Origin of the sequence: Sphingorhabdus buctiana (genome assembly GCF_042680825.1) — a bacterium.
Taxonomy (GTDB): domain Bacteria; phylum Pseudomonadota; class Alphaproteobacteria; order Sphingomonadales; family Sphingomonadaceae; genus Sphingorhabdus_B; species Sphingorhabdus_B buctiana.
This window is the reverse complement of the sequence record NZ_JBHUEL010000002.1, coordinates 326,483-350,407: the sequence shown is the minus strand read 5'-3', so window position 1 is coordinate 350,407 and position 23,925 is coordinate 326,483. Positions and strand designations below refer to the sequence as shown.

Below are 23,925 nucleotides of genomic sequence, written 5' to 3'. Positions count from 1 at the left end.
GCGAAACTGTCAAATTGCGCGACACTCGGTAATTGCGGAATGGTTCGCCATCGAATAGGGCTTTTCGCCATGAAGATAACACCAGTGATCCTCTCGGGCGGCGGCGGCACGCGGTTGTGGCCAACGTCCACCGCCGACAAGCCCAAACAGTTTCTTACGCTGGCAGGCGATGCGACAATGTACCAGTTGACCTTGGCGCGCTGCATGGATCGCGATTTCTTTGCGCCGCCGATTGTAGTCGGCAATGGCGCGCACGCCGATTTGATCGCGGCCCAATCGATTGAGGCTGGCGTCCCCGATGCAACCGTCATCCTTGAACCATGCGCACGCAACACCGCGCCCGCCATTGCGCTCGCCGCATTGGCGGCAGATACGCCCAATGCGCCGCTGCTGGTAATGCCAAGCGACCACCTGATCGCAGATGTCGCTGCTTTCCATGCAGCGATCATGGCAGCGCTTCCGCTTGTCGAGGATGGCTGGCTGGTCACGTTCGGGATCGAACCGACCGCGCCGGAAACCGGCTATGGCTATATCCGCATGGGTGAGCCGTTGACAGCAGCAGTCGCGCGCGTCGAACGCTTTGTTGAAAAGCCCGATGCCGCCACCGCCCAATCGATGATCGATGCCGGCAATCACGCCTGGAATGGCGGCATTTTCCTTTTCCGTGCCGATATCTATCTTGGCTGTCTGGAAAGGCTGGCACCTGAAATGCTGGCTGCTGCGAAAGCCTCCATGACGGACGCCGTGCGCGATGGCGCCGTCATCCGTCCCGATCAATCGTCATTTGCGGCTTCGCCATCGGATAGCATCGACTATGCGGTTATGGAAAAGGCCGACCGTGTGGCGGTTGCTCCAGTCAGCATGGGCTGGTCCGATGTCGGAAGCTGGGACAGCCTCTATGACATCAGCGAACATGATGCTGATGGTAACAGTGTGCAGGGTAATGCCCGCCTGCTGGACAGCCACGGCAATCTGGTCCGCAGTGGCGCGATGCGCGTCAACATGATCGGCACCAGCGATTTGATCGTTGTCGTCCACGACAATGAAATCCTGATCCTTCCCCGCGGGAAAAGCCAGGAAGTCAAAAAGTTCAGCAGTTAAAAGACATCAACCGGTTTTTCTTACTGCGGGCACCAGCTTTGATGCGGTGATCAAGACCGTCACGAATTTGTCATCTGATGGCAGCAAAAAGGCAGCCTGTTTGCAAAATGGGAATGCCGGATATGTCGCACAGGGAAGCCGTCATCCTCGCTTCACGCGATTTATCGATCCTGCCGCAATTGCATGCGCGGGTGGAGGATATCGATATTGCCGGCTGCCATGCCGAGTTACCGCCGCTCGCAGAGGGGCTGCACTATTGGTGTTTCGTTGATTGGCTGCTGCCCGACATATCGGGAATAGAAATGTGTCGGCGCCTGCGCGAAACCCCGGCAACGCGCTATGCCCATATCACGATGGTTCTCGATGAAGATGACAGCGAAGCGAAGAAGCGCGCGCTGCGCAGCGGGGCGGATGATTATCTGCTGGGCCCTGCCGATGCCGAAAGGCTGGCGACGAGGCTGCAGCAATATCGCCGGTCACAGGGCACTGTGCCGCCGGCGACAAGACTGAAATCAGGCGAATTGCAGGTCGATCTCGCCGCGGTTCTTGTCCGCTATCGCGACCGGCGCATCGCACTTGCCCCGAACGAGTTCAAGCTGCTCGCCCATTTCATCGAAAATCCCGACCGCGTCTGGTCGCGCACCAGCCTGATCGAGATTTTGGGTAAGGACGACGCCAGCATCGACGAACGCACCGTCGATGTCTGGATCGGCCGCCTGCGCCGCGCGTTGAAGGCGCAGGACGTGCCTGACCGTCTGCGCACCGTGCGCGCCATGGGCTATGTGTTTGACGGCTTTTAGGCCGGAGACAGCCGCTTCTCTGGAGCTTAGCGACTGACGGGTACGCTGTCTGCAAACCAGCGCCGCCCAAACCAGAAGGCCACATTGACAAGCAGGATCAGTACCGGCACCTCAACCAGCGGCCCGATCACCGCCGCGAAGGCCACGGGTGACGCCAGACCAAAGGCGGCAATCGCCACCGCAATCGCCAGCTCGAAATTGTTGCCCGCTGCGGTAAACGCCACAGCTGTGGTGCGCGGATAGTCGCTCTCGATCAGCTTGCCCATGAAAAAGCTGATGGTGAACTGGACGACGAAATAGATGGTCAGGGGGATAGCAATGCGGATGGTATCACCCGGCAGTGTCAGAATCTCATTCCCCTTCAGGCTGAACATTGCGACGATCGTGAACAGCAACGCGACCAGCGTTATGGGTCCGATCTTCGGCAGGAAGACCTGTTCATACCACGCCTCGCCTTTGGCTTTCGCCAACCATTTGCGCGTCAGGAAGCCGGCAAGGAAGGGTATGCCGAGATAGATCAGAACCGCCTCAGCAATCGTCCAGAAACTGACATTGACGACACTGCCCTCAAGGCCAAATAGCGGCGGCAGGAAAGCGAGGAAGAACCAGGCATAGACGCTGAAAAACAATATCTGGAAGATCGAGTTGAATGCCACCAGCGCCGCAACATACTGGTTGTCACCTTTTGCCAACTGGTTCCACACGATCACCATCGCAATGCACCGCGCCAGCCCGATCAGGATCAGGCCGGTCATATATTCGGGCTTGTCGGAAAGGAATATCACCGCAAGCGCGAACATCAGCACCGGGCCGATGATCCAGTTCTGCACCAGCGAAATCGCCAGCACCCTTTTGTCCTCAAACACGCGCGGCAGCTCCTCATAACGCACCCTCGCGAGCGGCGGGTACATCATCAGGATCAGGCCTATGGCGATCGGGATGTTGGTCGACCCCCAGGACAGGCTGTTGATCGCCTCCGGCAATCCGGCGAAAGTCGAACCCAGACCAACGCCCAGCACCATGGCCAGAAAAATCCACAGCGTCAGATAGCGGTCAAGGAAAGACAGCCGCTTCAAATTGCTTTCTGCCATATTAGGCTGCCCCTTCCATCCTGCCAATTTCTGCCAGCGCCATCTGCGCCTGCGCCTTGTCCATCACCGCCAGATCAAGCGCGAAGAAGGCCTTCACCCGCATTTCGAGCAAGCGCCAAGTCTCTTCAAAGGCCGCATCGACTTCAGCTTCGCTGCCGCGCACATCGGCGGGATCGGGAAGGCCCCAATGCGCCTTTAACGGGCTGCCGATGAAGACAGGACACACCTCGCCCGCGGCATTGCCGCACACGGTGATGGCAAGGTCGATTTGCGGCACATCGGGTGCGCTGAATTCATCCCAGCTTTTCGAGCGGAAGGTGGACGTATCGATCCCGCGCCGCGCCAGCAGCCGGAGCGCGCCGGGGTGCGGCACCCCCTTGGGCTTGCTCCCAGCGCTAAAGCCGCGCACGCGCCCTTCTCCGTGGAGGTTGAACAAAGCCTCCCCCAATATCGAACGGGCGCTGTTGCCGGTGCACAGCACCAGCACATTGCGTATCTCTGGCATTTATAACCTCAGCCGCAGCAGCCAGTATTGGTGGTGGCGGGCGCTGCCGCTTCCTGCTTCGGCGCGCAGCAGGCATTGGCCGCAGCATTTGCCGAAACCAGCTGCTGCAATTCAGGATTGCCGCCGTAAACGGTTGCTTCGCCATTGGTGAGGAAAGCCTCCCACACCACGCCATCAGGATCGGCGATCCAGCTTTTTTCCGATTGCGCATAGCAACAAGTGGTCGCGCCTTCCTCCAGCACCGGGCGGTCGGCGGCTTTCAGGCGGCCATAGACTTCGGCGAGCTCACCCTGGTCCTCGACCTGGATACCCAGATGCTCAATACCCTTCACCGCGCCGCATTTCTGCGAAATGGCGAAATTGATGCGCGGATCCTCCAGCATCCATTTGGCATAATCGGGTTTCACCACCGAAGGCTCCTGCCCGAACAGGCCCGAATAGAAAGCGATCGAGGCGTCGAGTTTTTCGACCCCGACATGGACGTGAAAGCGTTTCATGCACTTTTCCTTTCATCGGATATGGCAGGTGCGCAGCCAGACGAGGCATCGTCCGAACCACAAACCGCACCCGCGCAGCAATTTTCCATGAGGTAACCGATCAGCCCGTTCATCGCGGCATAATCGGCGGAGTAAATCAGCGAACGCCCCTGCCGCTCCTGCCGGATCAAACCGGCATGGCTCAACTGGGCAAGATGGAAGGAAAGCGAGCTGTTCGGCACCCCAAGTCGCTCCGCCAGCACCCCGGCGGGAAGACCCGAAGCCCCCGCCTGCACCAGCAAGCGAAACGCCGCCAGGCGATGCTCTTGCGCCAACGCACTAAGCGCTTTGATGATTGCGTCGGCGTCCATAGCGACTCCTTCATTTCGATATTCGTTGAAATATCGAATCGCACATCGGAGTCAAGCATCATTTCGATAACTATGGAAATGTTCTACTTCGCCTCGTGGTTCACGCGATAGGCTTTGAACCCGGCGACCACAGCGCGAACACAATCCCCAGGGGTGGGGCCACCTGCGAAAAAGCCGCGACAAGGGCCGGTCATCACCTCAGGCTTCTCACGCTGCAGCCATTTCAGCGCCAGTTCAAATTCGGGTGGATCGTTTGAGCTGTTGCGAACTGCGACTATCCGTCCATCGCGGATTGTGAGGTGAAATTTGTCGGTCACCCAAAAACCGGTGCCTAGGGCTGCAATCAGATCGTCCCTTACGGTGATTGCACAGGTGATTTCGCTATCGCTGGCAATCTGGCAGGGCTGTCGGTCGAGGATCGCGTAATTCCCACCCTGCGCCCAGCCTTGATAATACAGCAATTGCGGCTGTGATGCCGGCGCATCATTCATTGCAGCGCGCAATTGCTTGGGGTCGAATGAATAGAAGGCGTCGATCAGCCGCTCGGCAGCGACCAGCGGCTGCTCTGTACTGGCCCGTTGGGGGTGTTCCAATCCGGAGCATCCGCTTAATGACAGCGCAGCTAAGAGTGCGGGCAAATAGCGCATCAATCGTGCCTCCCCTTCTGCATCTGTGTGCCACAAACCACCCATTGGGGAAATGGATGGTTTCCGCTCGACGTGACGGCTTTTTACAAGTAAATTGACGTTGGTCGCTCGAAATAAGTGTCGCTGGAAAACAGCGCTGCCCATCACTTTGGGAGGGGGACGACTGATGAAACAAGCTCTGTTCAATTTGCTGCCGCCAGCGACTGTAGCGGCAATTCTTGCATTCTGGGCCTTTGCGCCTGCCGAATGGGTCGACAAATGGTGGATGATTACCGCGGTGGGCCTGGTGGCGCTCACCTTTGTCCAGTTGATGGAATTTGTCGCTGAACGCCACGTTGGTTGGCGGATCAACCGGCAAGAATTCCTGACCGATCTGTTCTACGTCCTGCTTGGCATCACCGCGATTTCATGGGCCAGCGATACATTTGCCAATGGCCCGATGGGCGAGGCCAAGGAAGCAATGGGCCTGGCAACGCCATGGATCGCGGAACTGCCTTTCCTGGTGCAGGTTGCGATCGTGATGCTGCTGGTCGAATTCGGGCAGTATTGGATGCATCGATGGATGCACAACAATGGCTTTTTATGGTCCACCCACGCGCCGCACCACCACATCACGCAATTGAATGCGATGAAGGGTTATGTCGGCAATCCGATTGAACTGTTCCTGATCAGCCTGAGCGTGATTGCCTTGCTCGATTTCGACAAGGCACCGATGTTTGCAGCGTTCAATTCGCTGGGCGCGATATCCTATTATGCACATGCCAATGTTCGTGCCGATCCGCCGAAATGGTTTTCCTTCTTCTTCACCACCATCCAGCACCACAGCCTGCACCACACGGCGGAAAGCTTTGAAGACACGCGCTGCAACTATGGCAATTGCATCATCCTGTTCGACCGGATGTTCGGCACATTTCGCGAGGGGGAATCGGCCATTGCTGGCCAGGATGATCGCAAGCGGCTGTCGATCCTCGAACAGTTCCTGTTCCCGTTCCAACCATGGATTGAACGCAGGCGGGCACGGCAGGGCACGGGTTGAGTTAGAAAGTGTGGCGGGTTCTTAACCCCCTCACTCCCCTGCCCATACGAACGGCGTTAATCCGCGCTCGCGTTCGTTGAACACCAGCACCCTCCCCGCCGGCGGGGCGCTGCGTTGGGGGCAATCGGGGCGGGTGCAGGCGCGACAGCCCAGTCCGATTGGGGTGGCCTCTCCCGTTGCAAGGTCTCTCCCGCGCGCGGCGGCAAGCGGCGCGGCAAGGCTCGCATCGATCCCCAGCCCTACCGCAAATTCGGCGCGGATGCCGCCTTCCCTGCCCGCCTGCGGTTGCACGGTGCGCGCGATGGTGAACCAGCGACCGCCATCTTCCAGCTCGACCAGATCCTTCACCAACTGGCCCGGACGATCAAATGCGGTGTGCAGCCGCCATAACGGGCAGCGCGCGTCGGATTCGACCAGGGGCGAGGCGCTGGCGCCGGCATAGCGCTTGCTGCTCTGCCCTGCCCGGTCGATGCGCAGCATGAAGAAGGGCAAGCCGCGCGCGCCGACGCGTTGCAGCGTGGTCAGCCGGTGCGCGACTTGCTCAAAGCCTGCGCCAAAACGACGCTGGAGCAACTCGATATCATAGCCCGTCCCCTCGCATGCACGCAGGAAACGCGCATAGGGCATCATCAGCGCGGCGGCGAAATAGCTGGTCAAGTGGCGGCGATAGAAACGCTCGCTCGCGCGTTCGGCGAAATTTGCGCCTTTGACGAGGCCGTCAATTTCGGCGCGCGCCTCCAGCGTGGCAAGCTCGCTCGCGGCGGCAAAGGTTCGGCTGGCGGGATCGAGCAGCTCGGAAAGCTGCAACTGGCGCGCGTGCAGGTCGAGCCGCTTGAGCCGGTCGGGCAGAACATCGACGGGCAGGATGCGGATGGAAAGCTGGTGCTTGACGCGCAGCCGCTCGGCAATAGCCCCATAAAGGTCGGCATTGGCCAGACGCAGTTCGTCGGCCAGCGCCTCTGCCTGCGCGTCGAGATCGGCGAAATGGTTGCGCCAGCGCTCGATCTCGCTGCGTACCGCGGCGATGGCGTCAGCCTCTTGCGCGGGGCCTGCGCCCGACAGCCGGTCAAAGGCCCGGGCGAAGGCTTCGGCGGCATCGGGGGCGGCGGCGATCCAGTCCTCCAATTGCAATTTGTCGAGGTTGAGATCGGCAAATAGCGGGTCTGCAAGCCGCCGGCGGAGCGCCTCCACTCCGCCGCCGGGGGTCGCGCCGGTCAGGCTGCGCGCATCAAAATCGAAACGCTCGGCCAGGCGGAGCAGGATCGCCGCGGTGAGCGGCCGCTGGTTGCGCTCGATCAGGTTGAGGTAGCTCGGCGAAACCGCCAGCGCCTCTGCCATCGCGGTTTGCGTTAGGCCATTGGCGCGGCGGATACGGCGCACGGCGTGCCCTGCGAAAAGTTTCTGCTCGGTCATTGGCGCTGCTTATGTCAATATATTTACAATATTACAAGCTCAGGCGCATTTTGTGCGACGCACACACAACATTTTTGACAAATCTGACTCGCTTCCATGCGCCAACATTGTCAATTTTGCGTCATAGCAATCTCCCCAAACAAGGATTTGTCACAATGACCTATCAGGAAGAAATCAAGGCAGCAGGCGAACTCATCGGTTCGCAGAACGGAACCTGGGACTCGATCAGCCCCGAAGCTGTCGCCCGCATGCGCCTGCAAAACCGCTTCCAGTCGGGTCTCGACATCGCCCGCTACACCGCAAAAATCATGCGTGAGGATATGGCTGCCTATGATGCCGATCCTGCCAACTACACCCAGTCATTGGGCTGCTGGCACGGCTTTATCGCGCAGCAGAAGATGATTTCGGTTAAGAAGCATTTCGGCACCACCAAGAAGCGCTACCTCTATCTCTCCGGCTGGATGATTGCGGCGCTGCGCAGCGAATTCGGCCCCCTGCCCGACCAGTCGATGCACGAAAAGACCAGCGTTCCCGCGTTGATCGAGGAACTGTACACCTTCCTTCGTCAGGCCGACAGCCGTGAGCTCAACTTGCTGTTCCGCGAACTCGACAAGGCTCGCGAAGAAGGCAATGCGGCCAAGGAAGCCGAATTGCTGAACAAGATCGAAAATTTCGAAACCCACGTTGTTCCGATCATCGCTGATATCGACGCAGGTTTCGGCAATGCCGAGGCAACCTATCTGCTCGCCAAGAAAATGATCGAAGCAGGCGCCTGCGCATTGCAGATCGAAAACCAGGTTTCGGATGAAAAGCAGTGCGGCCACCAGGATGGCAAGGTCACCGTTCCGCACGAGGATTTCCTGCAGAAAATCCGCGCCTGCCGCTATGCCTTCCTCGAGCTCGGCGTTCCTGACGGCATCATCGTTGCCCGCACTGACTCGCTCGGCGCTGGCCTCACCAAGCAGATTGCCTTCTCGAAAGAACCGGGCGACCTGGGCGACCAGTATAACAGCTTCCTCGATTGCGACGAAATCGATCCCAGCCAGATTGGCAATGGCGATGTCGTTATCACCCGCAACGGCAAGCTGCTGAAACCGAAGCGGCTGCCTTCCAACCTCTTCCAGTTCCGTTCGGGAACCGGCGAAGACCGCTGCGTGCTCGATTGCATCACCTCGCTGCAGAACGGCGCTGACCTGATCTGGATCGAAACCGAAAAGCCGCACATCGAACAGATCGCAGGCATGGTCGATCGCATCCGCGAAGTCGTTCCCAATGCGAAGCTCGCTTACAACAACTCGCCCAGCTTCAACTGGACGCTCAATTTCCGCCAACAGGTGTTCGATGCCTGGACCGCCGAAGGCAAGGATGTGTCGGCCTATGACCGTGCGAACCTGATGAGCGCGTCCTATGACGAAAGCGAGCTGGGCATCGAAGCCGACCGTCGCATCCAGACCTTCCAGCGCGATGCTGCAAAGCGCGCGGGCATCTTCCACCACCTGATCACGTTGCCGACCTACCACACTGCGGCGCTGAGCACCGACAACCTAGCCAAGGACTATTTCGGCGAGATGGGCATGCTCGGTTATGTTGCCGGCGTCCAGCGCAAGGAAATCCGCCAGGGCATCGCCTGCGTGAAGCACCAGAATATGTCAGGTTCGGACATTGGCGATGATCATAAGGAATATTTCGCCGGTGAAGCAGCCCTCAAAGCGGGCGGCAAAGACAACACCATGAACCAGTTCGCAAACGCGGCCTGATTAGCAGTCTAGAAGGAGATAGCCATGAGTGAACCCGCACGTTCCCGCGCAGTCCTTTCAACCGAGGACTTCAAGCTGATCCGCAAGGCGCTGGCCCAATATTTGCCCACCGTGGAAGATGGTGAAGAATCGAAGAAGTTCGCCCGCCTTTACCACCGGCTTGGAAGTGCCGCCAAACTGGGTTGAAACGAGTTTTCCTGGGGAGGAAAAGCGACTGCGCCGCCGACCATCGGGTCGGCGGCCTTTTTTGCGCCACCATCCGGCAAGGAAATTTTAAGCACCCTCTGCTACCGAAATCACGGATTTTTACATTTACGGGTTCGATCATGGACAATGTTCTCAAAATCATTCTCGGCGTTCTGGGCCTATTCGCGTTGGTGATCCTGGCGGTCCCTTCGTCCGACGAGGATTCCGAAAAGGTCGTGAAACCGGTGGCGACGCCAATTTCGACCCCGCGACCCACCATCGCGCAAGCGACTCCTACGGAAAATGGCGATGAGGATTCCAACGACGGAGATTCCAAGGACGATGAGTGGGGCGAAGACGAATTTGAAAGCTTCGGCCAACCCATGAACGATGCCAAGCCACTTGGCGTGAGCGACGATCGCGACAACAATGGCAACAATGGCGTTCCTGTTATTCCCGGTGCCGCGCCACAGCAACCGGGCATGCCTGCATATGCCGAAACGACATACGCACAGCCTGGGTTTGCGCGCCCAACGGATTCCGGCGAGGAGTAACATTTCTCAAAATTGCGAAGCCGATACGGGCAAAGAAAAAGGCCGCCGCGAACAATCCGCGACGGCCTTTGTCGTTAGGTCTGCTGTGTGATCAGTTCAGATCGAATCGATCCGCATTCATCACCTTCACCCAAGCCTTCACAAAGTCTTCGACGAACTTCCGTTCGTTGCCCTTTTCGGCATAGACTTCGGCAATGGCGCGGAGCTGTGAGTTCGAACCAAACACCAGATCTGCACGGGTAGCACGCCAACGCTCGGTACGACCGCCACGAGCGTAACCGACATATTCTTCATCTTCGCTGCCTTCGACGACATCCCAGAAGGTGTCCATATCGAGCAGGTTGACGAAGAAGTCGTTGGTCAACTGGCCAACGCGGTTAGTGAAGACGCCATGGCTGCGTCCGCCATGGTTGGCACCCAGCACGCGCAGGCCGCCGACCAGTGCAGTCAGCTCGGGACCAGACAGGCCAAGCAGCGCCGCACGGTCGATCAGCAGTTCTTCGGTCTTCACCGAGAACTTCTGCGACATATAGTTGCGGAAGCCATCAACCTGCGGTTCGAGCACGTCAAAGCTGTCGACATCGGTCCATTCCTGCGTCGCATCGCCACGGCCGCCGGTGAACGGAACGGTTACGTCAAAGCCGGCATCCTTGGCTGCCTTTTCGACTGCTGCGCTGCCAGCCAGAACGATTGCGTCGGCAACCGAAAGCGAACCACGCAGTTCTTCGATCTTGGCAAGCACCGTCGCCAGTTCGGCAGGCTCGTTGACCGCCCAATCCTTTTGCGGCGCAAGACGGACGCGTGCACCGTTGGCGCCACCACGATGGTCAGACTTGCGATAGGTTGAAGCCGACGCCCATGCAGCCTTGACCAACTGGCTGACAGTCAGCCCGCTGTTCAGGATGGCGGCCTTGAACGCTGCGACATCTGCGTCCGAAGGCTTGGTTCCAGCCGGAACCGGATCCTGCCAGATCAGGTCTTCAGCCGGCACTTCGGGGCCGAGGTAGCGGACCTTCGGTCCCATGTCGCGGTGGCACAGTTTGAACCAAGCGCGCGCAAAGGCATCGTCAAGCGCTGCCTGGTCGTTGAGGAAGCGCTCCGAAATCTTGCGGTATTCGGGATCCATCTTCAGGGCCATGTCGGCAGTGGTCATGATGGTCGGGACGCGCTTCGAAGGATCGCGTGCGTCGGGTGCCATGTCTTCCGGATCGGGATTGATCGGAGTCCACTGCTGCGCACCAGCCGGGCTGTGGGTCAGTTCATAATCATATTTGAACAGCAGGCGGAAATAGTCACCACCCCACTTGGTCGGGTTGTTCGACCAGGAACCTTCGATTCCCGAAGTGGTGATATTGCCCTTGGCAATCTCGTCGGCGTCGATCAGCCAGCCAAAACCTTGCTGGTGGATGGCTTCCGATTCCGGGCTCATGCCGAAAGTATCCGACGGCTTCGCGCCATGGGCTTTACCGAAAGCATGGCCGCCTGCGGTAAGAGCGACGGTTTCTTCATCGTTCATCGCCATGCGCGCAAAAGTGATGCGCATGTCGCGGGCCGACTGCAGCGGATCCGGATTGCCGCCCGGGCCTTCCGGGTTCACATAGATGAGGCCCATCTGAATGGCAGCGAGCGGGTTGGCCAATTCAGCTTTGTCTTCAGGGCGGATGCGTGTTTTCGCACCTTCGTTGACCCAAAGGTCTTCCTCACCCCAGTAAATGTCTTTCTCAGGCTCATAAACGTCCGCGCGGCCGCCACCAAAACCGAAAACCGGTCCGCCCATCGATTCGATCGCGACATTGCCGGCGAGGATGAACAGGTCCGCCCAACTGATCTGCTGGCCATATTTCTGCTTGATCGGCCACAGCAGGCGACGTGCCTTGTCGAGGTTTCCGTTATCGGGCCAGCTGTTGAGCGGAGCGAAACGCTGCTGACCGCTGTTGGCGCCACCGCGACCGTCGGCCGTGCGGTAAGTACCGGCAGCATGCCAAGCCATACGGATGAAGAAGGGGCCATAATGGCCATAGTCCGCAGGCCACCAGTCCTTGCTATCGGTCATGAGGGCAGTCAGATCAGCCTTCAGCGCCTTATAATCGAGCTTTTTGAATGCTTCGGCGTAATTGAAGTCCGGCCCCATCGGGTCGGGCGAAGTTCCACCCTGGTGGAGAATGTCCACCGGCAGTGCATCTGGCCACCAGTCCTTGTTGGTGCGGCCGAGGAGCGAACGGGTTGCACCCTTGTGCACCGGGCAACCACCGCTTGTATCGAAAGGCGTTTGATCGTTCATGGCAATTCCTATCCGGTTGGAGAATATCCAATGGGGATGCAGTCATGCATCCACAGCGTGCAGATGGACCTTGCCAACAGGAAATTCCATCGATTTTTAGCGCCAACTGTAATCGAGAGTTTCGATTTATCGATTCACATAAATGAAACAAACCGATTGATTGTGCTCAACCTGTACAATGCTATTTTTTCATCAGGTCCATGGCTGCCAGGGTCAACGCCTCGGAAGCAGTTGCGATCACCTTTTCCGCATCCGGCGCCCAATAAGGTGAATGTAGCGAAGGCAGCGGCTTTCCGCTTTTCGCCGCAGCATCCATCTCTGCTTGGGGCACGCCACCCACCCAGAAAATCATACTTTGGACATTGGCCTTGTCAGCCAGGTAGAAACGGCTGAAATCCTCTCCGCCCATCACCGGTTTGGTTTCAATCACCCGTTGTTCGCCAAATTGCTTTTTGAACAAGGAAGCCACGCGCTCGGTCAACGGCGATGTGTTGAAGGTTGCGGGAGTGAACTCGGCCTCGTTGACCGAAACGACCGGCATACGGTCTTCGGGGACACCAGCTGCAATAGCCTCGCCTTTCGCAATACGCCTAATGCCGTCGAGCAGCAATTTGCGCGTTTCATCCGAATAGCTGCGCACGGTCAGCAACAAGGTTGCTTCGTCCGAAATGATATTGTGCTTCGCACCAGCATGGAAACTGCCCACGGTCACCACAGCGGCATCCTGGGGATCGACTTCGCGGCTAACCAATGTTTGCAGGGCAGTTACGATGCGCGACGCCAACACGATCGGATCTTTCGTGGTGTGCGGATAGGCGCCGTGCCCCCCAACACCTTTGACCTTGATATCCACACTATCGACATTGGCCAGCGCCCAACCGCTCTGATAGCCGATGGTGCCCGCTGGGAATTGCGCAGCATCATGAAACGCGATCGCATAGTCCGGTTTGGGGAAGCGGGTGTAGAGGCCGTCGTCGAGCATGGCCTTTGCCCCTGCCCCGATTTCCTCCGCGGGCTGAAGGATCATCACCAGCGTACCCGACCATTTATCCTTGTTTGCGACAAGTTGCCGCGCGGTCGACACCCAAGCGGTCATGTGCGTATCATGGCCGCAGGCGTGCATGATGCCCGTTTCAGTGCCGGATTTGCTTACCCCGCGCACTTTTGAAGCGTAAGGAAGCCCCGTTTGCTCGATAACAGGAAGCCCGTCCATATCGGCGCGGATCATCACCGTCGGCCCGGCACCATTTTTCATCACCGCAACAACGCCGGTTTTGCCAACGCCTTCGGTTACCTGAAAGCCAAGACGCTTGGCTTCCGCAGCCAGCTTTGCGGCGGTCTTTACTTCTTCAAAGCTCAATTCAGGGTTGGCGTGCAAATCGCGATAGATTTCGATCAGCGACGGCATATCCTTTGCAATTGCATCACGCAGCGGGTTCGCTGCATGTGCATGGGATGCAGTCGCAAGCAATGCGGCGGCCATCAACAATTTTGTTCGCATATTTTCTCTCCCTGATTTGATGCCAGCTTATTGCGCCGTCCAGCCCCCGTCCATCGACAAGTTGGCCCCGGTAATTGCGCTTGCGGAATCGGAGCAGAGATAGACCGCCAATGATGCAAGCTGGTCGACCTGCACGAACTGCTTTTGCGGCTGGCCGGCGAGCAGAACATCATTGATCACCTGGTCACGCGTCAGGCCACGGGCCCTCATCGTATCGGGGATCTGGTTTTCCACCAGCGGTGTCCAAACATAGCCGGGGCAAATGCAGTTCACCGTTATGCCGTCGCGCGCAACTTCCAGTGCGATGGTCTTGGTGAAACCGGCAATGCCATGCTTCGCAGCATTATATGCGCTTTTGAAGGGCGAAGCGACGAGGCTGTGCATCGACCCGGTATTGATGATCCGGCCCCAACCCTTTTCCTTCATTGCCGGCACTACCGCCTTCGTTGTGTGAAAGGCCGAAGACAGGATGATGGCGATAATTGCATCCCATTTGTCTTCGGGGAAGGAATCAACAGGGGAAACGTGCTGGATACCCGCATTATTTATCAAGATATCGGGAGCCCCTAGCTTCGCAGTGCAATCGGCCACCATTGCCCGGATCTCATCAGGTTTGGTCATGTCTGCAGCCGAATGCAGTGCGCCCGCATTGCTGGTGCGGATCAATTCCTCGACATAGCCGCTAATCTCCGCAGCATCACCAAAGCCGTTGATCATGACGCTGGCCCCTTCGGCAGCAAGCGCCCGGGCATAGCCCAAGCCGATGCCCGAGGTGGAACCAGTGATCAGAGCAGTTTTGCCTTTGAGAAACATGGGAGAAGTCCTTTGGATTGCGGTGTGTAAATTGGCCTTCTTCCTTGCGCTTTTGAGGCAAAACCGCAATGCTTGATTTGAACGCAGAAGAGGAGAATCGCCATGCGTCTCGACGATCTTGATCCAACCAGCAATGCGAATGACCAAGGCGCGGGCGGCAGCGGTTTCAATATGGGTGGCGGCGGCGGATTGGGATCGCTGCTTTTCGGCCTGTTGCCAATGCTGCTCGGCCGGAAGATGGGTTGTGGCACTCTGCTGATAATTGCTGCAATCGGCTTTTTCCTCTTTTCCAGCGGCTCGTTGAACCTTGGCGGCAGTGGCGTTGCACCCGGCGACGCGACGCAGCAGGCAAGTGGTGGCAATGTTGCGTGCGATACCGAGGCTGAACTGTTCGCCTGCCGGGTGATGAAATCGACCGAAGACACATGGGGGGCAATTTTTGCCGAGGCCGGACAGCGGTACCAGCCCGCCAAGATCGAATTCTACCAAGGTGGCGGGCAATCAGGTTGCGGCGCTGCCCAAGCGGCAATGGGGCCCTTTTACTGCCCTGCCGACAATGGCGTTTATCTTGACACCAGTTTCTTTGACCAATTGCAGCAGATGAGCGGCGGCGGCGATTTTGCAAACGCTTATGTGGTCGCGCATGAAGTGGGCCATCATATCCAGAACCTGACAGGCGTAGCCGACCAAGTTCGTCGTGCCCAATCCCGGCTGAGCCAGGAAGAAGGCAATGCGCTCCAGGTCCGCATGGAACTGCAGGCAGATTGCTATGCCGGGGTCTGGGCTGGCCGAAATGCCAATCGCATCGAACCCGGCGATATTGAAGAAGGCATGAAAGCCGCGCACGCCATCGGCGACGACAAGCTGATGCTAGACGCCGGGCGGGCACCGGTGGAAAGCATGTTCACACATGGCACGTCCGAACAACGGATGGCCGCTTTACAACGGGGGCTGAAAGATGCTAGACGCCGGGCGGGCACCGGTGGAAAGCATGTTCACACATGGCACGTCCGAACAACGGATGGCCGCTTTACAACGGGGGCTGAAAAGCGCTGATCCGAACAATTGCGATTTCTTCAGGGGCATATTCTAAACTACGGGGGCGGGGATGAAATTGACGCGACGCGAGACGCTTGCTGCGGCGGGCGCAATCGGCATTGCCGCGCAGGCAAAGGCCGCAACCTCGACCCAAGGTGTGGTTGATGTGGCTGTGATCGGGGCCGGGGTTTTTGGTGCCTGGTCGGCATGGCACCTCAAAAAGGCCGGTCTGTCGGTCGCCCTGATCGACCAATATTCGCCCGGACATGCCCGGTCTTCGTCTGGAGGCGAGAGCCGGGTCATTCGCGTCAGCTATGGTGGCGACCCGCTCTATTCGAGCATGGCCGTAGATTCACTCGCGCAGTGGGACGCACTGTCACAGCGCCAAAGCCAACCCATATTGCACAAGGTTGGCGTGTTGTGGTTTTCGGCTGACAACGATGCTTCCGCCAAGCAAAGCCTCGAATGGTTGCGTGCATCTGGCCTCGGTCGGTGGGAGGGCGATGCGGCAGCGCTTCGGGCGCGCTTCCAGCAAATGCGGTTTGCCGACAATGAATCCGGCTTTATCGAAACCGGAACCGGAGCCTTGATTGCTGGACGAGGAGTGCAAGCGGTTGTCGCCGATGCAAGGCTTGAGGCTGTTCGTGGAAAGGCAGAAAGCCCTAAACGCCTGCAAAATGGGTTTTACGAAGTTGCCGGCATCACCGCGCGAAGCCTGGTCTATGCTTGCGGTCCTTGGTTGCCGAAAATCTTTCCCGAAGTGCTGGGTGGTCGCATCTTCGTCACACGTCAGGAGGTTTTCCATTTTGGCGCGGCTCCAGGGGACAAAAGGTTTGCCGCCCCCGCCCTTCCCGTTTGGGCAGATTCAAATGCGCAGGACTTTGCTTACGGCTTTCCTGATCTGGAAGGCCAGGGATTCAAGATGGCGTTCGACACACATGGCGAAGAAGTCGATCCGGACACCCAGAACAGGCAGGTGTCGGCAGCAGGCGTCGCCCGCGCGCGCGCTTATCTGAAAACCCGGTTTCCAGATCTTGCCGAAGCGCCGCTGATACACGCGCGCGTCTGCCAATATGAAAACAGCTCGAATGGCGACTTCCTGATCGATCGCTTGCCCGGCCATGACAATGTGTGGCTGGTCGGCGGCGGATCTGGGCATGGATTCAAACATGGTCCCGCAGTTGGAAAACGCGTTGCCGCTCATGTCATCAACGCAGCGACACCTGTTGAACCGCGTTTTTCGCTGGCCACCAAAGCAACCAAACAGAACCGGACAGTTTACTGATGCGCCTAACCGATTGCCACAATGTCGAAGATTTCCGCCGATTGGCAAAACGGCGCCTGCCGTCACCGGTGTTCCATTATATCGATGGAGCTGGCGATGATGAGGTGACCAAAGGGCGCAACACTTCGTCCTTTGACGATTGCGACCTTGTTCCGAATGTACTCGCCGGGGTCGAGAATATCGATATGTCGACCACCGTTATGGGCAAGAAGATCGGCATGCCGCTGTTCCTTTCGCCTACCGCATTGCAGCGGCTCTTCCACTGGCAGGGCGAGCGCGCGGTTGCGGCAGTGGCGGAGAGGTTCAATACATGGTTCGGCATATCGAGCCTCGCCACGGTTAGCATCGAGGAGGTAGGCGCAGCGATCAAAACGCCTAAGATGTTCCAGCTCTACATCCACAAGGACAAGGGGCTGAACGAATCTATGGTCGAGCGCTGCAAGGCAGCAAATTTCGATGCGATTACCCTGACTGTCGACACCATTGTCGCTGGCAATCGCGAACGTTGCTTGCGCACAGGATTTACTTCGCCCCCACGTTTCACGCCCTCGTCGGTCTTAAGCTATGCGACGCATCCGGCATGGGTAATGAATTACCTTTTTCGGGAGAAATTCTCCCTCCCCAACCTTTCCACCCATGTCAGTGAAGGAACCAATGTCGCGGTATCGGTGGCGGATTATTTCAACACCATGCTCGACCAGTCGATGGATTGGAAAATGGCGGAAGCAATCCGCGCGGAATGGGGTGGGCAATTCTGCCTTAAAGGCGTGATGTCGGTCGAGGATGCAAAACGCGCCGTCGACATAGGAGCAACAGCAATCATGGTTTCGAACCATGGCGGGCGACAGTTGGACGGTTCACGCTCTCCGTTCGATCAGATTGCCGAAATAGCCGACGCTGTTGGTGGCAAGATCGACATCATTTGCGATGGCGGTGTGCGGCGTGGCACCCATGTATTGAAGGCGCTCGCCGCCGGGGCAACGGCCTGTTCGGGCGGACGGCTATACCTGTACGCACTGGCCGCAGCCGGGGAACCCGGTGTTGACCGGGTCGTCGGCAAGCTTCGCGACGAGATCGAACGCGGCATGAAACTCATGGGCGTTCGATCCGTCGCGGAACTTGACCGTTCTATGCTGCGCTGGCGCTAGTTTCCTCGTCCGCCTGGCGCTTGGCGGACCAATCGATCCGCCTTGTGGCCCACATCACGACTGCCAGTGCCACGAAGAGCAGCAGCGAGCCGATGAGCAGCGAATAGGCTTCGAGGTTGAGTAACACGTAGAGCGTAGCGTAGAGCCCGACCAACAAGCCACCAATAACCCGCGCGCGCAGCCAGCTTTTCAGCACGGCCGCTGAATAAGCAGTGAGCAGCCCGGTAATCGCGCCGGCAGCAATCAGATAGGCAATCGTGAAGCCGACCACCTCGGCAAAGGCGAGAAGCAGCACGAAGAACAACACCAGCCCTGCCCCGGTCAGCAGATATTCCGCCGCTGCCACGCGCGCACCGCCCACGACATCGAACATCAGGAAAGCCAGAAATGTGAAGCCGATGAAGAGGAAACCATATTTCACCGAACGATCAACCTGGCTGTAAAGATCAACCGGTTCGATCAGACCGATAGTCGCCGCTTGCGAAGGCCCGCCAACCGAGGGAGCCGAACGTGCGCTGTCGACCAACAATTCGGGGCGAGGCATGCCGACCAGCGGCGGGGCATTGTCATCGGTTGCCACAATCGACTGACCTAGCGCCAGATTGGTGATTGCGTGGCTGGAGGTGAATCCATCGGACTTCACCGTCCGTTTCACCGGCAGGAAATCCCCCGCAAAGCTCGGGCTTGGCCATGTCGATTTGACATCCCAGCTGGTTTCCCCGCCGCGCGGTACCAGCGTAAGCGACTCATTGCCGCGAATGGCATAATCATACTGAACCTCAATCGGCTGTGCCCCAGTCCAGTCAACAAAGGTGAAAAAGCCTGAGTTGTTCGAAGCGGCAAGCCCCTTGCCCGGCTGCAACGCAATTTGCTGTCCATTGACCACCACCTTGCTGTCCTTTTGCAGACCCCTCGCATCTGACACGCCAAAGCGAAGCTCCGCCCCTTTCAGGTCAAGATTTTCAAGTGGAATGCCGTATCGTGCGAAATCGTCCGGTAATGCAAAGCGCGCCTTGCCGCTGTTGCGTGCAACAAACAGCACGCTTTCGTAGATCGATTTCTTTTTGCGATCCGGTTTCAGCTCGGTGGCCACGACATTGGTTTCGGGCGCGAGGAACAACTCCCTTTTCACTTCGACCGAACGAGTCGATGCGCGTCCGTTTTCGGTTACAGTCTCAACGCTGGTCGACGTGTAGGGTATGACAAGAACGGGGCCGACTATTACCTGTGGGCCACCCCATCCAGCGGCTATCGATGCGCGTGCGGTTGCTGCTTGCGATTGGCGATCCGATGAAAGCGCATACACCATCAGCAGCGGGATGACCAAAACGGCAGCCACCAGTCCTGCGAAGAGAAGTTTGAATCCCGGTGATCGTTCGACTGCCATCGCATTGCTCCTCTTCCACTCGCTTTGTCGATAGAAATGCACGTTTCAACTGCGCCGCTTCACCTGAACGCCGAGTGAATGTCGTTCAGCGCGTGGTGCTGAGCAGGAACCAGAGCGCCACCCCTGCGATCAACAATGCACAGATACGTCGAAAAAGCGCCTCATGCCCATTGCGCCCGAACCAGTTTTGCGAACGAGCTGACAACAGCGCGAGTATCAGATGCACGCTAGTGGCCACTGCAACATAGGTAGCTGACAGCAGCAAAGTCTGCGGCATTATCGATTGTTTGCTGTCCACATAGTTGGGCAATATTGCGATGAAAAAAAGTGCCGCCTTTGGATTGAGCAGGTTCAGCATCAATCCATGCCGGAACCAGCGAACATTACCATTATGGGCATGTTCGGGCGAGACATCACCTGTCCCAGTCCACGCTTCCCACGCGAGCCACAGTAAATAGGCTGCACCCGCATAGCGAAGGACGGCAAACAGCTCTGGAGAAGCTTGCGCCAGTTCAGCCAGCCCCAAAGCCGCCAACGCGGCAACAATCGCAAGCCCCAATGCAATGCCCGCTGTTGCTGAAAGCGCAGCCCGTCTGCCCGATGCGGCACCGGTCAATGCCAACCATGCCATGTTTGGCCCCGGAGTCAGTTCGATCAGGATCGCCGTCAGCAGGAAGGGCAGGAAGTTTTCGGTCAGCATCCGCCTTCCCTATGGCAGCCAAGTCGGGCGCTGTCGATTGCTGCTTGGCAACCCAGCTGTACCGTGACTAGATGGTTTGGATGACCCATTATTCAATCCTTGATCTCGTGCCAGTTGTTGAAGGCGGATCGGTGGCGCAAGCGCTTGCGAACGCAGCCGATCTGGCGGCCCATGCCGAAGCTTTAGGCTTCACACGCTATTGGGTTGCCGAGCATCACGGAATGAAGGGCATCGCCAGCGCCGCGACATCGGTGGTGATCGGGCACATCGCGGCTGCAACCAAGATCATCCGTATTGGCGCTGGCGGTATCATGCTGCCTAACCATGCGCCGCTGGTCATAGCGGAGCAATTCGGCACCCTCGATGCGCTCTATCCGGGTAGGATCGACCTGGGTCTTGGCCGTGCACCGGGCAGCGACCAACGCGTTGCGCATGCAATTCGCCGCACGCTCGACAGCGACCCAAACGCCTTTGTTCGCGACATAGTCGAACTGCAAAGCTATTTTGCCGATGATGGCCGCACCGGCATCAGCGCCACCCCCGGCGCAGGTGCGGATGTGCAACTCTATATCTTGGGCAGCAGCCTATATGGCGCGCAGGTCGCCGCCTTGCTCGGTCTGCCTTATGCCTTTGCCAGCCATTTTGCACCGCAGCTGCTCGATGAGGCACTCCACGTCTATCGCAGCAGTTTCAAACCATCCGAATTTCTTGACAAACCTCACGCCATGGCAGCGATGAATGTCATCGCCGCAGACACCGATGCCGAAGCGGAGTTTTTGGCGAGTTCGATCCAGCAAAGCTTCGTTGGCCTGCGCACTGGCAATCCGCGCCAGATGCAGCCCCCAGTAGAGGGTTATAAGGCCAGCCTGCCGCCGCATATAGCTGCAATGCTCGACGAGGTGCTTTCCTGCAGTGCCATCGGCGCACCCGAAACAATTCGGGACGGCATTTCAAAATTCATCGAACGCACGCAGGCCGACGAAATCATCGTCTCCTGCTCGGTCTATTCGCATGAGATGCGCAAGCGCAGCCTGGACCTTACGGCCCAGGCCTTCAAATCGCTTTAGTAAACGCGCGCCTTGGGCTTGATATACTCGACCTCGTCGGTCAGCGTGTAATCGTGCACCGGACGGTAATCGAGGGTGACCTTACCACCCTTGCCGCCCCAACCTTCGAACCAGGAAACGGTGTGCTTCATCCAGTTCGCATCGTCACGATCGGGGAAATCCTCATGCGCGTGCGCGCCGCGGCTTTCCTTGCGCGCATTGGCGCCTTCGATGGTGCAGATCGCCTGGCTCATCAAATTGTCGAGTTCGAGCGTTTCGATAAGGTCAGTGTTCCAGATCATGCTGCGGTCGTTGACCGAGATGTCCTGCATTCGCTGGTTGACCTTCTGCATCAGTTCGCAACCCTCAGCAAGAAGCGCACTGTCGCGGAAGACCGCCGCATGCTTCTGCATCGTCTGTTGCATCTCTAGGCGCACCGCAGCCGTCGGCGATCCACCCTTTGCATTGCGATAATGGTCGACACGGGCCAGCGCGAGGTCAGCCGAATCCTTGGGCAGCGCCTTTTGCGCCGCGTTGGGTTTCAGCGTTTCCTTGAGGTGCAGGCCGGTTGCGCGGCCGAACACGACAAGGTCGATCAGCGAGTTGGAGCCAAGGCGGTTAGCGCCATGGACCGAAACGCACGCCGCTTCACCAACCGCATAGAGGCCGGGGACCACGACTTCCGGATCATCACCCTTCTTGGTGACGACTTGGCCATGATAATTACACGGAATGCCGCCCATATTGTAGTGGACCGTCGGGCAGACAGGCAGCGGCTGGCGCGTCAGGTCGACACCTGCGAAAATCTTGCCGCTTTCGGTGATGCCCGGCAGACGCTCCGCCAACACCTTGGGATCGATATGGTCGAGGTGCAGGTAGATATGATCCTTGTTCGGCCCAACGCCGCGGCCTTCGCGGATTTCAAGCGCCATCGAGCGCGAGACGACATCGCGCGACGCAAGGTCCTTGGCGGACGGGGCATAGCGTTCCATGAAACGCTCGCCTTCGCTGTTGGTCAAGTAACCGCCTTCACCACGCGCACCTTCGGTGATGAGCACGCCTGCGCCGTAAATGCCGGTCGGGTGGAATTGGACGAATTCAAGGTCTTGCAGCGGAAGGCCTGCACGCAGCACCATGCCGCCGCCATCGCCGGTGCAAGTGTGGGCAGACGTTGCGCTGTAATAAGCGCGGCCATAGCCGCCAGTAGCCAGGACAACGGACTGGCTTTTGAAACGATGAATGCTGCCATCGTCCATGCACAGAGCAATCACGCCCCGGCACTCGCCATTTTCCATGATCAGGTCGAGCGCGAAATATTCGATGAAAAAGTCAGCGTCATATTTCAGGCTCTGCTGGTACAGCGCGTGCAGCATGGCGTGGCCGGTACGGTCGGCTGCAGCGCAAGTGCGCTGCACCGGAGGGCCTTCGCCCATATTCTGCATATGTCCGCCAAAGGGCCGCTGATAGATGGTGCCATCGGGGTTGCGGCTGAAGGGAACACCAGCATGTTCCAATTCGTAAACCGCAGCGGGCGCTTCACGCACCATATATTCGATAGCGTCTTGGTCACCCAACCAGTCCGATCCCTTCACGGTATCGTACATGTGCCAGGTCCAGTGATCGGGCGAGTTGTTCTGCAACGAGGCCGCGATGCCACCTTGCGCCGCTACGGTGTGCGAACGCGTCGGAAAGACCTTGGTGATGCATGCAGTCTTGAGACCGGCTTCAGCAGCGCCCATCGTTGCGCGAAGGCCCGATCCCCCTGCCCCGACGACGACAACGTCATAAGTGTGGTCGATGATCTTGTAAGCTTCGGACATCAGGCGGGAGCTCCTGTAAATGCATGCTTGGCGACCATGAAAATGCCGAATGCGGCGCCGCCAATTACGTAAAAGTTCAAAAGGGTAAGCGTGGCAAATTTGTTGCCCTCGTCATGGACATAGTCTTCGATCAGCACTTGCAGGCCGAGGCGGACATGCCAGAAAATGTTTGCCAGCATCAGGATCATCGGCACCGCGACCGAGGGCTGGGCAAGCCAGGCAGCGACGGTTTCATAATCGAAGTTGGGAAGCCACAACAGCGACAGCACCAGCCAGGTGGTCAGCAAAAGGTTTCCGACAGCGGTCAACCGTTGATCAAGCCAGAGCTTGCCGCCATGTTTGGCTGAACCAAGCCCGCGAACGCGCCCCAATTTGGTTCCGTTACCCATCTCAAGCCCCCATGAAACGTGCTGCGACGAGCATCGCAACCAATGCGGTTGCGGTCAGCGCTGCGATATAAACGGCGATCGACCAGGTGCGTACCGTCTTCAGCTCATAACCGGCGCCAAGATCCATCAAAAGGTGACGGATGCCGGAGAACATATGCTGGAAAAAGCTGTAGGTGATGCCAAGCGCCAGCAGGCGGAAGAACCAGTTGATTGCAACCTGCGCCCCCGTAGCTTCCTCGCCAGCCGAAACGACATAGGATTGGAAGGTCGCATAACTTTCCGGACCGCCCGCAATAGAAGCAAGCCACCACAACAGCGTCAGCATTCCTGCAGTTGCCATCACGAAACCGGTCGCCCGGTGAAAAATGGACACCGCCATGTGCGGACCCCAACGGTAAATCTGCAAATGCGGCGAAATTGGCCGGTTCGGATTTTGCGCCATTGGCTAAGCTTCCCTGTTCGAGTTTGCGTCGCTCTTTACCGCTTTGAACCGACTACGCAAGGGTATGGGATACGGAATTTTCCCTGCCATGGGAAAGACGGCATTAACCATTCCCGGTTAGGAATGCACACATAGCCA

The 23,925-nt window shown here is 58.2% G+C and carries 25 protein-coding genes; 11 read left to right on the top strand and 14 right to left on the bottom strand.

Going from position 1 to position 23,925, the window contains the following annotated elements:
* Positions 1–69 precede the first annotated feature (69 nt).
* Both ACFSAG_RS02170 and ACFSAG_RS02165 read left to right on the top strand, forming a co-directional pair.
* On the top strand, positions 70–1,101 hold the full coding sequence (locus ACFSAG_RS02170; protein ID WP_381511000.1) for a mannose-1-phosphate guanylyltransferase/mannose-6-phosphate isomerase: 1,032 nt from the start codon (positions 70–72) through the stop codon (positions 1,099–1,101).
* 122 nt (positions 1,102–1,223) lie between these two features.
* Positions 1,224–1,901, top strand: a complete 678-nt coding sequence (locus ACFSAG_RS02165; RefSeq protein ID WP_374610788.1) for a response regulator transcription factor — start codon at positions 1,224–1,226, stop codon at positions 1,899–1,901.
* A gap of 26 nt (positions 1,902–1,927) precedes the next feature.
* Here the strand turns inward: ACFSAG_RS02165 and arsB are convergent, their stop codons facing one another.
* The 5 genes from arsB to ACFSAG_RS02140 all read right to left on the bottom strand — a co-directional run bounded on the left by arsB (position 1,928) and on the right by ACFSAG_RS02140 (position 4,991).
* Complete coding sequence (arsB, locus tag ACFSAG_RS02160; RefSeq protein ID WP_381510997.1) at positions 1,928–2,992, bottom strand: ACR3 family arsenite efflux transporter; 1,065 nt, start codon at positions 2,990–2,992, stop codon at positions 1,928–1,930.
* A gap of 1 nt (position 2,993) precedes the next feature.
* Complete coding sequence (locus tag ACFSAG_RS02155) at positions 2,994–3,497, bottom strand: arsenate reductase ArsC (RefSeq protein WP_381510995.1); 504 nt, start codon at positions 3,495–3,497, stop codon at positions 2,994–2,996.
* An 8-nt stretch (positions 3,498–3,505) separates the two neighbouring features.
* On the bottom strand, positions 3,506–3,994 hold the full coding sequence (locus tag ACFSAG_RS02150) for an ArsI/CadI family heavy metal resistance metalloenzyme (protein WP_374610782.1): 489 nt from the start codon (positions 3,992–3,994) through the stop codon (positions 3,506–3,508).
* A complete protein-coding gene (locus ACFSAG_RS02145) occupies positions 3,991–4,344 on the bottom strand; it encodes an ArsR/SmtB family transcription factor (RefSeq protein WP_381510992.1) in 354 nt (117 codons plus the stop codon). Before ACFSAG_RS02145 ends, ACFSAG_RS02150 begins: the two co-directional genes overlap by 4 nt.
* Before the next feature lie 83 nt (positions 4,345–4,427).
* On the bottom strand, positions 4,428–4,991 hold the full coding sequence (locus tag ACFSAG_RS02140; protein ID WP_381510990.1) for a hypothetical protein: 564 nt from the start codon (positions 4,989–4,991) through the stop codon (positions 4,428–4,430).
* Between the two features lie 166 nt (positions 4,992–5,157).
* On the opposite strand from ACFSAG_RS02140, the gene ACFSAG_RS02135 reads away from it, so the two are divergent.
* The gene (locus ACFSAG_RS02135; RefSeq protein WP_381510988.1) at positions 5,158–6,027 is read left to right on the top strand and encodes a sterol desaturase family protein; all 870 of its coding nucleotides are present in this window, start codon (positions 5,158–5,160) and stop codon (positions 6,025–6,027) included.
* A 30-nt stretch (positions 6,028–6,057) separates the two neighbouring features.
* Here ACFSAG_RS02135 and ACFSAG_RS02130 read toward each other — a convergent pair whose 3' ends face one another.
* On the bottom strand, positions 6,058–7,440 hold the full coding sequence (locus ACFSAG_RS02130) for a helix-turn-helix domain-containing protein (protein ID WP_374610774.1): 1,383 nt from the start codon (positions 7,438–7,440) through the stop codon (positions 6,058–6,060).
* Positions 7,441–7,595: 155 nt separating this feature from the next.
* On the opposite strand from ACFSAG_RS02130, the gene ACFSAG_RS02125 reads away from it, so the two are divergent.
* The 3 genes from ACFSAG_RS02125 to ACFSAG_RS02115 all read left to right on the top strand — a co-directional run bounded on the left by ACFSAG_RS02125 (position 7,596) and on the right by ACFSAG_RS02115 (position 9,937).
* A complete protein-coding gene (locus ACFSAG_RS02125; RefSeq protein ID WP_374610772.1) occupies positions 7,596–9,197 on the top strand; it encodes an isocitrate lyase in 1,602 nt (533 codons plus the stop codon).
* 24 nt (positions 9,198–9,221) lie between these two features.
* A complete protein-coding gene (locus tag ACFSAG_RS02120) occupies positions 9,222–9,383 on the top strand; it encodes a hypothetical protein (RefSeq protein ID WP_298600070.1) in 162 nt (53 codons plus the stop codon).
* 140 nt (positions 9,384–9,523) lie between these two features.
* Complete coding sequence (locus tag ACFSAG_RS02115) at positions 9,524–9,937, top strand: hypothetical protein (protein WP_381510985.1); 414 nt, start codon at positions 9,524–9,526, stop codon at positions 9,935–9,937.
* Between the two features lie 91 nt (positions 9,938–10,028).
* Here ACFSAG_RS02115 and katG read toward each other — a convergent pair whose 3' ends face one another.
* The 3 genes from katG to ACFSAG_RS02100 form a co-directional block, all read right to left on the bottom strand.
* Positions 10,029–12,218 (bottom strand): catalase/peroxidase HPI, encoded by a 2,190-nt coding sequence (gene katG, locus ACFSAG_RS02110; RefSeq protein WP_381510983.1) that lies wholly within the window; start codon positions 12,216–12,218, stop codon positions 10,029–10,031.
* A gap of 181 nt (positions 12,219–12,399) precedes the next feature.
* Positions 12,400–13,719, bottom strand: a complete 1,320-nt coding sequence (locus ACFSAG_RS02105) for an amidohydrolase (protein WP_381510981.1) — start codon at positions 13,717–13,719, stop codon at positions 12,400–12,402.
* Positions 13,720–13,746: 27 nt separating this feature from the next.
* Positions 13,747–14,532 (bottom strand): 3-hydroxybutyrate dehydrogenase, encoded by a 786-nt coding sequence (locus ACFSAG_RS02100; protein WP_381510979.1) that lies wholly within the window; start codon positions 14,530–14,532, stop codon positions 13,747–13,749.
* 102 nt (positions 14,533–14,634) lie between these two features.
* Here ACFSAG_RS02100 and ypfJ point away from each other — a divergent pair, with 102 nt between their 5' ends.
* The 4 genes from ypfJ to ACFSAG_RS02080 are packed head-to-tail and all read left to right on the top strand — an operon-like array spanning position 14,635 to position 18,003.
* Complete coding sequence (ypfJ, locus tag ACFSAG_RS02095; protein ID WP_381510978.1) at positions 14,635–15,588, top strand: KPN_02809 family neutral zinc metallopeptidase; 954 nt, start codon at positions 14,635–14,637, stop codon at positions 15,586–15,588.
* On the top strand, positions 15,575–15,625 hold the full coding sequence (locus ACFSAG_RS02090) for a hypothetical protein (protein WP_381511270.1): 51 nt from the start codon (positions 15,575–15,577) through the stop codon (positions 15,623–15,625). Before ypfJ ends, ACFSAG_RS02090 begins: the two co-directional genes overlap by 14 nt.
* Before the next feature lie 15 nt (positions 15,626–15,640).
* Positions 15,641–16,855 carry an FAD-dependent oxidoreductase gene (locus tag ACFSAG_RS02085; RefSeq protein WP_374610761.1) on the top strand — a complete coding sequence of 405 codons (1,215 nt, stop codon included), beginning with the start codon at positions 15,641–15,643 and terminating at the stop codon, positions 16,853–16,855.
* The gene (locus tag ACFSAG_RS02080) at positions 16,855–18,003 is read left to right on the top strand and encodes an alpha-hydroxy acid oxidase (protein ID WP_381510976.1); all 1,149 of its coding nucleotides are present in this window, start codon (positions 16,855–16,857) and stop codon (positions 18,001–18,003) included. Before ACFSAG_RS02085 ends, ACFSAG_RS02080 begins: the two co-directional genes overlap by 1 nt.
* On the opposite strand, the gene creD is transcribed toward ACFSAG_RS02080, so the two are convergent.
* Together creD and ACFSAG_RS02070 are read right to left on the bottom strand one after the other, a co-directional pair.
* Complete coding sequence (creD, locus tag ACFSAG_RS02075) at positions 17,984–19,390, bottom strand: cell envelope integrity protein CreD (protein ID WP_381510974.1); 1,407 nt, start codon at positions 19,388–19,390, stop codon at positions 17,984–17,986. The two genes, ACFSAG_RS02080 and creD, sit on opposite strands and share 20 nt — an antisense overlap.
* Before the next feature lie 85 nt (positions 19,391–19,475).
* Positions 19,476–20,090, bottom strand: coding sequence for a LysE family translocator (locus ACFSAG_RS02070; protein ID WP_381510972.1), 615 nt, complete (start codon positions 20,088–20,090; stop codon positions 19,476–19,478).
* Positions 20,091–20,170: 80 nt separating this feature from the next.
* On the opposite strand from ACFSAG_RS02070, the gene ACFSAG_RS02065 reads away from it, so the two are divergent.
* Positions 20,171–21,157: an LLM class flavin-dependent oxidoreductase gene (locus ACFSAG_RS02065; RefSeq protein ID WP_381510970.1), complete on the top strand. Its 987-nt coding sequence runs from the start codon at positions 20,171–20,173 to the stop codon at positions 21,155–21,157.
* Here ACFSAG_RS02065 and sdhA read toward each other — a convergent pair.
* The 3 genes from sdhA to sdhC are packed head-to-tail and all read right to left on the bottom strand — an operon-like array spanning position 21,154 to position 23,787.
* Entirely contained in the window at positions 21,154–22,956 is a 1,803-nt protein-coding gene (gene sdhA / locus ACFSAG_RS02060; RefSeq protein ID WP_381510968.1) for a succinate dehydrogenase flavoprotein subunit, read from the bottom strand. The two genes, ACFSAG_RS02065 and sdhA, sit on opposite strands and share 4 nt — an antisense overlap.
* The gene (sdhD, locus tag ACFSAG_RS02055; protein WP_381510966.1) at positions 22,956–23,345 is read right to left on the bottom strand and encodes a succinate dehydrogenase, hydrophobic membrane anchor protein; all 390 of its coding nucleotides are present in this window, start codon (positions 23,343–23,345) and stop codon (positions 22,956–22,958) included. Before sdhD ends, sdhA begins: the two co-directional genes overlap by 1 nt.
* 1 nt (position 23,346) lies before the next feature.
* The gene (gene sdhC, locus ACFSAG_RS02050; protein WP_381510964.1) at positions 23,347–23,787 is read right to left on the bottom strand and encodes a succinate dehydrogenase, cytochrome b556 subunit; all 441 of its coding nucleotides are present in this window, start codon (positions 23,785–23,787) and stop codon (positions 23,347–23,349) included.
* Positions 23,788–23,925 lie beyond the last annotated feature (138 nt).